Origin of the sequence: Chryseobacterium salivictor (assembly GCF_004359195.1) — a bacterium.
Taxonomy (GTDB): Bacteria; Bacteroidota; Bacteroidia; order Flavobacteriales; family Weeksellaceae; genus Kaistella; species Kaistella salivictor.
Genome location: NZ_CP037954.1, coordinates 2,375,005 through 2,386,400, shown reverse-complemented (window position 1 = coordinate 2,386,400; position 11,396 = coordinate 2,375,005). Strand labels below are relative to the sequence as shown.

Below are 11,396 nucleotides of genomic sequence, written 5' to 3'. Positions count from 1 at the left end.
CTCGTAAAGGCGATCTGTTAATATAATGTATTACCAATTTTAATTTAGCTCCGTAGGAGCGGTCTGTTAATTATGGCAAACACCTATACCCAAATTTACATTCAAATTGTTTTCGCAGTTAAAGGCAGGCAAAACCTTATTGCAAAAGAGAAGAGAGAAGAATTGCATAAATTTATTACAGGTATTGTTACCAATCGAGGTCAGAAATTATTTGCAGTTTTCGCGATGCCAGATCATGTTCATATTTTAGTTAGCATTGGTCCAACCATTTTGATTTCTGATTTGGTCAGAGATATCAAAGCAGGTTCTTCAAAGTTCATTAATGACAAGAAATGGACAAAAGAAAAATTCAATTGGCAGGAAGGATATGGAGCATTCTCTTATTCTAAAAGCAGTGTAGATTCGGTTGTAAAATATATTTTAAACCAGGAAGAACATCATAAAAACAAAACATTTAAAAACGAATATTTGGATTTTTTAGAGAAATTTGATATTGAATATAATCCAAAATATTTGTTTGATTGGATTGAATAAAATTAACAGGTCGCTCCTACGGAGCTCCGCAAGAAACAAACTAAATTGCTATTAACAGTTTGCCTCTACGAGGCGAAAACTTTTAAACTAATTTTTAATTAATAAAAAAATGTCAAAACAAGCATACATAATTAAAGGATTTAGAACTGCCGTTGGTAAAGCGCCAAAAGGAAGTTTAAGATTTACAAGACCCGATGTCATGGCAGCAACCGTTATCGAAAAATTAATGGCTGCCGTTCCGCAACTCGATAAAAACAGAATCGACGATCTCATCGTTGGAAACGCAATGCCGGAAGCCGAACAGGGCTTAAATGTTGCCCGTTTAATTTCATTAATGGGATTAAACACCGATCAGGTTCCCGGCGTGACGGTGAACAGATATTGCGCTTCAGGATCTGAGGCGATTGCAATTGCCTCTGCAAAAATTCAGGCAGGAATGGCCGACTGTATCATCGCAGGCGGAACAGAATCAATGTCCTACATTCCGATGGGTGGTTACAAACCCGTGCCGGAAAGCGATATGGCAAAATCCAATCCTGATTATTATTGGGGAATGGGTTACACCGCCGAAGAAGTTGCGAATCAGTATAAAATTTCCCGTGAAGAACAGGATCAGTTTGCTTTTGAATCTCATCAAAAAGCATTGAAAGCCAATGAAACTGGTAGATTTAAAGATCAGATCGTTCCTATTCCGGTAGAATACAATTATCTGGATGAAAACCAAAAAATGCAGACCAGGAAATACGATTTTACGGTCGACGAAGGGCCGAGAAAAGATACGAGTCTGGAAGGTTTGGCAAAATTACGTCCGGTCTTTGCAAATGGCGGAAGTGTGACTGCAGGAAACTCTTCTCAAATGAGTGACGGTGCAGCATTCGTAATTGTAATGTCTGAAGAAATGGTAAAGGAGTTAGGCTTAGAACCAGAAGCAAGATTAGTGGCTTATGCAGCCGCAGGCTTAGAACCGAGAATCATGGGAATGGGTCCTTTATACGCCGTTCCAAAAGCATTAAAACAGGCAGGTTTAGAATTAAAAGACATCGACCTTATCGAATTGAATGAAGCCTTTGCTTCTCAATCAGTGGCTCTGAAAAAAGAACTCAATCTGAATCCGGATATCCTAAACGTCAACGGCGGCGCCATCGCGCTCGGACATCCACTCGGGTGTACCGGAACAAAACTAACCGTTCAACTCCTCGATGAAATGCGCAAACGCGGCAACATGAAATACGGAATGGTAACCATGTGCGTAGGAACCGGACAGGGAGCGGCTTCGATCTTTGAAATTCTTTAAGTAGACGGATGGATAATAGATGGATAGATAATAGACGGATAGATGATAGACGGATAGATGATAGATTAAAAACTTTAAAAAATTTAATTATGAGTGATTTTAAAAGACACAATTTTAAGAAGTTGAAAATTTGGCAAATGGGAATAGAAATCGCAAAAGACATTTCAGATATTACTGCTTCCTTTCCTTCATTTGAAAATTTTGGTATGCGGGGTCAAATGGATAGATGCTCTGTCTAGATTCCTTCAAATATTGCAGAAGGTTCAAGTAGGACAAATAAATCTTTCAGTCATTATTTAGACATCTCATTAGGTTCCTCATTCGAATTGCAGACTCAACTGTTATTGGCAAATTATAAAAAATATGTTTCAGATGAGAGCACTGCTGTAATTGAGTCTAAAATAGAGGAATTTCAACGGGCAACAATGGTATTTCAAAATACATTAAATCAATAAAAAAGACAAAAAGAAAATAGACGAATAGATAATAGACAAAACAATCAAAATCTATTATCTATCAGTCTATCATCTATTATCTCTAAAAAAAAACAAAACAATGAGCGATACAAAAACAACATTAAAAGGCGGCGAATTCATCATCAAAGATATTCCTGCAGCAGAATTATTCAGTCTTGAAGAACTGAACGACGAACAAAAAATGCTTCGGGAATCCCTTCATGAATTTATGGAAAGAGAAGTCATTCCAAACAGAGAACGTTTTGAGCAGAAAGATTATGCTTTGACAGAAGCAACAATGCGCAAACTGGGCGAACTGGGAACGCTGGGAATCGCAGTTCCCGAGTCTTACGGCGGCCTTGGAATGGGCTTCGTGAGCACCATGCTGGCGTGTGACGTTGTTTCCGGCGCCAATGGTTCTCTCGCTACAGCGTACGGCGCACATACCGGAATCGGAACCCTTCCTATCCTTCTTTACGGAACGGAAGAGCAAAAACAAAAATACCTTCCCGCTTTAGCAACGGGTGAAAAATTCGGAGCCTATTGCCTGACCGAACCCGATGCAGGTTCCGATGCCAACTCCGGAAAAACACGAGCAGTCCTGTCCGAAGACGGAAAACATTACATCATCAACGGACAGAAAATGTGGATTTCCAATGCGGGTTTTGCCGATACTTTCACTCTGTTTGCACGGATTGAAGATGATAAAAACATCACCGGTTTCGTGATCAACCGTTCAGAACTGGAAGATCCAAACAGCATGACTTTCGGTGAAGAAGAGCACAAATTGGGGATCCGCTCATCTTCTACCCGTCAGGTTTTCTTTAATGATATGAAGATTCCGGTTGGAAATCTTTTAGGCGAAAGAAACAACGGTTTCAAAATCGCATTAAATGCATTGAACGCCGGCCGTATCAAATTAGCAGCTGCAAACGTAGACGGACAAAGAAGAATCACCTCGCTTGCCATTAATTATGCGAACGAAAGAAAACAGTTCGGTGTTTCTATTTCAACTTTCGGGGCGATCCGTAAGAAGATTGCAGAAATGTCAACAGGAATATTTGTTTCTGAATCCGGCGCGTACAGAGCAGCAAAAAATGTAGAAGATAAAATTGAAGAATTGGTTACTGGCGGAATGTCACCCGAAAACGCAGAAATGAATGCTTTGGCAGAATATGCGGTTGAATGTTCAATTTTGAAAGTGTACGTTTCCGATTTAACGCAACACATCGCCGATGAAGGTATCCAGATTTACGGCGGCATGGGATTCTCGGAAGACGCTCCAATGGAAGCCGCCTGGAGAGATTCCAGAATAGGCAGAATCTACGAAGGGACCAACGAAATCAACCGCTTGTTAGCCGTAGGTATGCTGATCAAGAAAACCATGAAAGGCGAACTGGATCTGTTGAAACCAGCCATGGCCATCGGAAAAGAACTGATGGGAATTCCCTCATTTGAAGTTCCGGATTATTCAGAATATATGTCTGAAGAAAGAGCGATCCTTCACAACCTGAAGAAAGTATTCTTAATGGTTGCCGGAGCCGCGCTTCAGAAATACATGATGGATATTGAGAAACAACAACATTTATTATTGAATGCCTCCGAAATCCTGAACCAGATCTACATGGCAGAATCTGCAGTTTTACGCGCAGAAAAACATTTCGACACCGATTCTGTTCAGGCAGCAATGGCGAGACTCAACCTTTACAAAGCCGTGGAAGCCATTACCACCGCAGCGAAAGAAGGAATCGTATCTTTTGCCGAAGGCGACGAACAGCGCATGATGCTTTCAGGCTTAAGAAGATTTACAAAATACACCAATATGCCAAATGTGGTCGCACTTACTGAAAAAGTAGCCGCCCATTTCGTGGAAAAAGGATCTTACTAGCAATAGTTCGATATGTGGTTTGAACGCTCTGAGAAATCGGGGCGTTCTTTTTTATTTTTAATTAAAGAAAATCAATAATGAATTTTAAATCTGAGGTATTGAATTTGCAACAAATAAAAAGTCCTTTTTGATGATTTATAGGAAATTATTCCTATTTTAGCGAAGCAACAATATATGATGATAACCATACCTATACGGCCAGATTTGGTTAGCTTTGTATGATTGGGTCATACATATAAACAAGTTAGCGGTCAGGCTAAAACGACCGTGCTAAAACAAAACGAACAGACAGAATTTATGGACTTCAACAATATCGACGAAATTAAAAAAGCAGGATTTATAGGCTTCAAAAAAATGAGCGAACTTTTTGTTGACAGTTCATCTATTCCGAAAATTAAAGGCGTTTATCTTGTTCTAAATCCAAACTTCAAAAAAGCAGAATATTTACAAATTGGAACAGGTGGACATTTTAAAGGTAAAAATCCAAATATTTTGATTGACGAACTAAAATCAAATTGGGTTGAAAACTCTTTTGTTGTTTATATCGGAAAAGCAGGAAGCGAAACAAGCAAAGCAACTCTTAACTCTCGATTAAAGCAATATTTCGGTTTTGGTCAAGGAAAAAATATTGGACATTGGGGCGGAAGATTAATATGGCAATTAAAAAATAGTAATGATTTAATTGTTTGTTGGAAACCACTACTAAATGACGACCCAAGAACATTTGAAAATACATTAATCAAAAAGTTTGTTTCAGAATTTTCTAAACGACCATTTGCAAATCTTGCCGACTAATGAACCCAAGACAATTTGAAGAATTTGTTTGTGAACATTTTCGCCAACAAGGATATAAAACAGAACTTACAACTTATAGCAACGATTACGGAATTGATGGCTTCGCTATTAAAGGAAAGCAGAAAATTGCTATACAATCGAAAATGTACGGACACACAACAAGGAAAATTAACCGACAAATGGTAATGGAACTTCACGGAGCTAAAGATTTTTTTGATTGCACTAAAGCAGTTATTGCAACAGACGGAATTTTTCTTCAAGACGCATTGGTTGTTGCTGAAAAATTGAAAATCGAAATTCTGTATTTAAATGAAATCCCAAAAAGTATTTCTACAAGTATAACGACAACAAAAAACACGAACAATAAAACATTTGAGCAAATTTGGGAAAACTACATAATTCCACTTCAGGGCAAAACATTGACAAGAAAAAGTGGAGAAACAAATCAAATAATTAAAGCAGATTGGAGCGGAATAGAACGAAAAACTTCAAATGGAAATAATGGAAAAATTAAAATAGAAATATTTAAGCAAGCTGTGAATAGGCTTTTGACAAATGGTTCAATATCTCGTGATTACATTAATCAAAACTATGTCGGACGAGCATCTTCGGGAATAATTTTAGTATTATCACAAGTACCATTTTTCGAATTGACTGAAAAACCAACCGGATTAAAATATGAAAAGTAGTAACCGCAAAAGCCCGAACCGCTAACAAGGGTTTTGCAATAGTGGGGCGAAACTGCAAAGTTCAACGGTAGTTCTTCGGTTCAACTTTTGTGCAAAATTGAAGATTTCCCTCGCTGCGCATTCTATGATAAAATCCAAATAAAAATCGTTAAAATTAAGATGCAAATTTGTAAGTGTTGATGTAAGGAGTTTCTCGACTTATTACTGCAAAAACTCTGCTGATTAGTTTGCATCTTATGTTATTTAAAACCAGCATGGAGTTTTTTCCTTCAAGCTTTTTCTTCTGGTAATATTCTTTTAATTGAGGGTCGTATTTAATTGCGGTCATTGCACACATTTGGAGCAAAGATTTCATTTTTTTATCTGCCATATGATTTACTTTGGTTCTGCCTTTTATGCTTGTTCCAGAACTATATTCAAAAGGAGCTATACCAGAATAGCAAGCAAATTTTCGCCAATTAGCAAACATCGTAAATCCTTTTGTTGCAATAATTAAATAGGTACTGGTTTTCTCTCCTAATCCAGGGATTGATTGAATGAGCCGATTTTGCTGATCCAATTGTTCATCAGCTTTAATGATTTCTTTAATTTTAATTTCTATTTTTTGAAGCGTTTTTTTTATCACGTTGATCAGAGATTTATTGATCCCTACTACTTCTGCAAACACCTTTTTATCAACAAAATTTTCATTTTCTTTGGTCGTTTCTAGAAGTAATAATGCTTTTAAAACTTTTTCTCTTTCGGTGAAAAGAATTTTTAATTTTTGAATATTAATATCAGATACATTGAAAATTTTCAACTTATCTAGATTCCTAAAGCTATAAAACGCAATATCTTTGGCGTCCGTTTTATCCGTTTTTCCTCTAGAAATTCCTTTGGATCGTTTAATTTCAATGGCGGGAACGACCCATAGATCAAATTTCAAATCTGTTGAAACATTAATTAAATGATTGGTATAAATACCTGTGTTTTCACAACAGAATAAGACTTCGCGAATGTCAATTTTTCGTTTAATAAGAGCTTTGATGAAAAGTTTGATGGACTTTGCATCGTTATCCAATACAAAATGTTCGGATTCAAGGGTTTGACTGTTCAATAGATTTACATCCAATTTCAATTTTGAAACATCAATCCCAATGTGGAAGCAATAATTTTTCATAACTTTGGATTTAGGATAAACAAAATGTTGAACTTCTTTAGAGCCTTTATTAGACCACAATGTCTATCATTCTATTTGAAGCTGTTCAACGGGATTCAAGGAGAAGGCAGAGGACTAATGCGCAGCATGGTTCTTAACCAGCAAAGTCTAAAGTTCACCTCTGCTTTCCTTTGAATAAATTTAAGATTTTTATTAGAATTCAAAGTAAAGGCAAAGTCTCCGACTTTGAGCCACAATAATCTCACTCATCATAATTATTATATTTCCAAAACTCGTTTGTTTTCGTAGTATCTATAATCGGATGATCCGGTCTTGCGCCCCGATAATTCTGCAAATCATACATGCTTTGCCGTATTATAAAGATACCTCACTACTTTTTCAGTTTCATTAAATTCATTATTATCAGCGTTTTTTTTCTGCAGTAAGGTATTTAGCCTCGTGCGCTGATCAAATTTATTTTTTGAAATTTCCCGTTGCAATGTCCCTTAAAATCAGTAATTTGCATCTACCTATTTTCTAAATATAGTTCTCCGCATGTCTAAAGAAATACAACAGTGGTTCACCCAGTCTGTCCCGGAAACTTTAAATAAACTTTCCCTGGATTCAGACAATGGCCTGTCGGAAGCGGAAGCTCTGAAAAGGAAAGAACTTTTCGGGCCAAATGCATTAAAAGCGAAGACGAAAAAACCAGTCTATAAAGTTTTCCTTTCGCAATTAAAAGACTGGCTTATCTATATTCTTTTTGCGGCGGTAATCATCACTATTTTCATGGGGGAATATATTGATTCCGGCATTATCATGTTGGTTATTCTCCTCAATGCCGCCATTGGAACTTATCAGGAAGTAAAGGCAGGCAAAGCCATTGAGGCGCTTTTGAAAATGTCATCTCCCAAAGCTTTAGTAAAGAGAAACGGACAAACGAAAGAAATCGACAGTGCAGAACTTGTTCCCGGTGATCTTATTATTTTAGATGCCGGTCGGATTATCCCGGCAGATTTGCGTTTGCTGGAAACGGTGAATTTACAGATTGAAGAATCGTCACTCACCGGTGAAGCGGTTCCTGTACTTAAAAATGCGGCCGCCACTTTTACAGATCCCAATTTACCAATCGCTGACCGGGAGAATATGGCTTTTATGTCAACGGTTGTTACGGCAGGTCGTGGCAGTGGAATCGTAGTAGAGACAGGAATGAATACCGAAGTCGGGAAAATTGCTGATCTTCTTGATAACGATTTTCAGATGAAGACTCCGTTGGAAAAAAAATTAAGCGATCTAGGGAAAACCCTGGGGAAAATTGCGGTAGGAATCTGTATCGTCATCTTTGGGATTTCCTGGTTTCAGGGACGGGATCCGGCCGAAATGTTCCTGATATCCGTTTCGCTGGCGGTTGCTTCTATTCCCGAAGGTTTGGCCGCAATTGTAGCGGTGGTACTTTCCATTGGTGTTACCGCCATGTCTAAAAAAAATGCGATTATCCGTAAACTGCCGGCGGTGGAAACTTTAGGTTCCGTGAATATCATCTGCTCGGATAAAACAGGAACATTTACGCTTAATAAAATGACCGTAACCGAACTCTATACCGCAGACGGTTTAGTCCTGTTGGATTTACTTAAAAAAAATACTGTTTCTGATTCCCACCGCAAATTATCTGAAGGGATGATTCTATGTTCAGACGCAACCTTGGAAAATGATGAGGCCACTGGTGACCCGACAGAAATTGCGCTGCTCATTCTGGGCGATCAGATCGGTCTTGACAGAACAGGATTAATAAAAAAAAATGAACGGATTGCTGAGAACCCTTTTGAAAGCAGCCGAAAAATGATGTCGGTTTTGATCAAATCAGGAAATGAGGTTACGGTTTATACGAAAGGTGCCTTAGACAATTTATTAAAACGGGTAACGAAGGTGTATGATAAAGATGAAATAAGAAACATCACCCCGGAGGATATTAAAAACTTTCGGCATGCGGCCAGAAAAATGTCGGACAATGCGTTACGAACACTCGCTCTCGCCTATAAATCTGCTGAAGTGAGCACTCCACGTGATCAAATGGAAAAAGATTTGGTTTTAATCGGTTTGGTGGGAATGATCGATCCGGCGCGTGAAGAAGTAAAACCGGCGGTTAAATTGGCAAAACAGGCGGGTATAAAAACCGTTATGATTACAGGAGATCACAAAAATACGGCTTTAGCCATCGCGAAAAATCTTGAAGTTGCCGATAATATGGATCAGGTGTTGACAGGTCCCGAACTGGATGAATTAAGTGATGAGGAACTACAGCAGAAAGTTGGAAACTACCGGGTATTTGCAAGGGTTTCACCACAGCATAAAGTAAAAATCGTTCAGGCGTTTCAGGCCAACGGAAATGTCGTTTCCATGACGGGTGACGGTGTTAATGACGGTCCGTCGCTTCAGATTGCAGACATCGGCGTCGCTATGGGTATTACGGGAACCGATGTAGCAAAAAACGCGGCAGACATGATTCTCACCGACGATAATTTTACTACCATCGTGGTTGCCATTGAACAGGGAAGAAACATTTTTAATAACATTAAAAAATCGGTCCTGTTTCTGTTGACCTGTAACCTGGGTGAAGTCCTCGCCATGTTTATCCCGCTTTCTTTAGGATGGCCTGCCCCCTTAATGGCTACACAGCTTTTATGGATTAATTTATTAACGGATTCGCTTCCTGCAATTGCTCTTGGAATGGATGCGGGTGATTCTGACGTAATGAAGGATAAACCCAGAAAATTCAATGATAATTTCTTTTCTAATGGTGCCGGAATTCAGGTATTTTTAGGTGGACTTTTGATTGGGGCGATAACCATTTTCGCGTTCTGGTATGGATTTTATGAAATGGGATACTCCCCTTTTGATAAAAACATTCCGGAAGAGGTACTTAAAAATTCACGAACTTTAACATTTCTGGTTTTGGTATTTGCCCAACTCTTCTATTCGTTCGGTTTGCGAAACAGTAAAAAACCTTTTTATCAATTTAATATTCTTGGCAACAAATTTTTAAACAGTACACTTCTTTTAGGAATATTCCTGCAGCTGATATTGTTATTTATTCCTGTTTTACGTACTGCGTTCAAGCTCCACATCCCAGACGCAAAAGGTTGGATAGTCGCTTTATCACTCGGTATAATACCATTTATTGTCTTAGAAATTTCTAAAATATTTACACTGAAAAAAAACTAAGTCCATCATTTCATCTCAGATCCCAACAGGTAAGATTTGCAACTTCATTTATGTATATTTGATTAATAAATAAAAAGTGGTGAAAAATGTCTTTCAAAAAACAACAATTCAGCAAACACTTATCGTGCTGGCGCTTGTAATATTAGCGGTTGATGTTTTTGTTTTGCAATATTTTGTGTCGGGTCTTTTTGCCGCTATTACCTTTTATTTTCTAACACGTAAATTATACCGTAAACTGGTCGATCAGAAAAAGTGGAACAGCAATCTAGCGGTTACTTTTATTTTCACCCTGCTCATCATCAGCTTTGGCATTCCCCTCTGGATCTTAATTGATATTTTGGTGCCCCAAATAAATGAGCTGATAAATGATCGGAATACCATTATAGAAAAATTTCAGTCGATACAGGTCTTTCTTGAAAATAATGAATTTCTGCAGCGCTTTGATTTTAAAGTTACACATGAGCAGATCGTACAGCTCATTAATAAAGTGATCTCTGTCATCCCTTCCACCCTCAATGCAGTGGGTCAAATTTTCGCTAATATTTTCGTAGCTCTTTTCATACTGTACTATATGCTGTTGAACACCAGAAGCATGGAAGCTGATTTTAAGGAAATGCTGCCCTTATCGGAGCGGAGTAAAAATTATTTTATAAAAGAAAATGCCGGACTCATCACGTCCAATGCGTATGGTATTCCTATCATCGCTTTTGCGCAGGCAGTGGTTGCGATTATTGGTTATTTTATTTTTGATGTAAACAACGCTATTTTTTGGGGGTTACTTACCGGAGCGGCCTCTATATTACCGGTAATCGGCACCATGTTTATCTGGATTCCCATCTGTATATATCAGTTGGCAACCGGCGATATTCACAACGGATTGTTTCTGGGACTGTACTGTCTGATATTTGTGGGTTCTATTGATAATATTTTAAGGTTTACCGTACTTAAAAAAATGGCAGATATCCATCCTCTGATTACCGTCTTCGGGGTTTTATTAGGTCTTAAACTTTTTGGAATGATGGGTCTGGTTTTTGGACCGGTGCTACTTTCCTTACCGGGTATTCTCTATAAAATTTTTAAAATGGAAACAGGCCAAAGCGAAAATATTAAGCTCACACCCAAAACGGATATTTTGCAAGAAGCATCGACAAATGAAGACCCTACTGCCCTTTAAATGGATCAGTCTATTGACATTATCATCTGCATCCCGCTGACAAAGTCTCTTGCATTAAGCCCCAATAATCTCGCTCATCACCTGCGGACAAAATCTGCGGGCACCGAAAAGATTCATAGAAAATTTTTCCTATTTTAGCGAAGCAGTAATCGATCATTATTATCATACAATACGCCCAAATGGGTGGCTTTATATGACTTGGCCCAT

At 38.2% G+C, this 11,396-nt stretch carries 10 protein-coding genes; 9 read left to right on the top strand and 1 reads right to left on the bottom strand.

The features are described from left to right. The first annotated feature begins 72 nt into the window (after positions 1-72). The 7 genes from tnpA (at position 73) to NBC122_RS10865 (ending at position 5,655) form a co-directional block, all read left to right on the top strand. Positions 73-534 carry an IS200/IS605 family transposase gene (tnpA, locus tag NBC122_RS10890; protein WP_133440397.1) on the top strand — a complete coding sequence of 154 codons (462 nt, stop codon included), beginning with the start codon at positions 73-75 and terminating at the stop codon, positions 532-534. Between the two features lie 109 nt (positions 535-643). Then, complete coding sequence (locus NBC122_RS10885; protein WP_133440396.1) at positions 644-1,828, top strand: acetyl-CoA C-acyltransferase; 1,185 nt, start codon at positions 644-646, stop codon at positions 1,826-1,828. An 89-nt stretch (positions 1,829-1,917) separates the two neighbouring features. Further along, positions 1,918-2,067, top strand: a complete 150-nt coding sequence (locus NBC122_RS14775) for a four helix bundle protein (protein ID WP_449384925.1) — start codon at positions 1,918-1,920, stop codon at positions 2,065-2,067. Further along, positions 2,068-2,283: a four helix bundle protein gene (locus NBC122_RS14770; RefSeq protein WP_449384928.1), complete on the top strand. Its 216-nt coding sequence runs from the start codon at positions 2,068-2,070 to the stop codon at positions 2,281-2,283. It begins immediately after the preceding gene. A gap of 100 nt (positions 2,284-2,383) precedes the next feature. Further along, positions 2,384-4,171 (top strand): acyl-CoA dehydrogenase family protein, encoded by a 1,788-nt coding sequence (locus tag NBC122_RS10875; protein WP_133440395.1) that lies wholly within the window; start codon positions 2,384-2,386, stop codon positions 4,169-4,171. Between the two features lie 222 nt (positions 4,172-4,393). Further along, on the top strand, positions 4,394-4,966 hold the full coding sequence (locus NBC122_RS10870) for a hypothetical protein (protein WP_221343575.1): 573 nt from the start codon (positions 4,394-4,396) through the stop codon (positions 4,964-4,966). Next, the gene (locus tag NBC122_RS10865; protein ID WP_133440394.1) at positions 4,966-5,655 is read left to right on the top strand and encodes a restriction endonuclease; all 690 of its coding nucleotides are present in this window, start codon (positions 4,966-4,968) and stop codon (positions 5,653-5,655) included. The genes NBC122_RS10870 and NBC122_RS10865 overlap by 1 nt, the downstream gene beginning before the upstream one ends. A gap of 154 nt (positions 5,656-5,809) precedes the next feature. Here the strand turns inward: NBC122_RS10865 and NBC122_RS10860 are convergent, their stop codons facing one another. Then, positions 5,810-6,874 (bottom strand): transposase, encoded by a 1,065-nt coding sequence (locus NBC122_RS10860; RefSeq protein ID WP_133439112.1) that lies wholly within the window; start codon positions 6,872-6,874, stop codon positions 5,810-5,812. 474 nt (positions 6,875-7,348) lie between these two features. Here NBC122_RS10860 and NBC122_RS10855 point away from each other — a divergent pair, with 474 nt between their 5' ends. Continuing rightward, complete coding sequence (locus NBC122_RS10855) at positions 7,349-10,015, top strand: cation-translocating P-type ATPase (protein ID WP_133440393.1); 2,667 nt, start codon at positions 7,349-7,351, stop codon at positions 10,013-10,015. A gap of 79 nt (positions 10,016-10,094) precedes the next feature. Continuing rightward, positions 10,095-11,189 carry an AI-2E family transporter gene (locus NBC122_RS10850; RefSeq protein ID WP_133440392.1) on the top strand — a complete coding sequence of 365 codons (1,095 nt, stop codon included), beginning with the start codon at positions 10,095-10,097 and terminating at the stop codon, positions 11,187-11,189. Positions 11,190-11,396 lie beyond the last annotated feature (207 nt).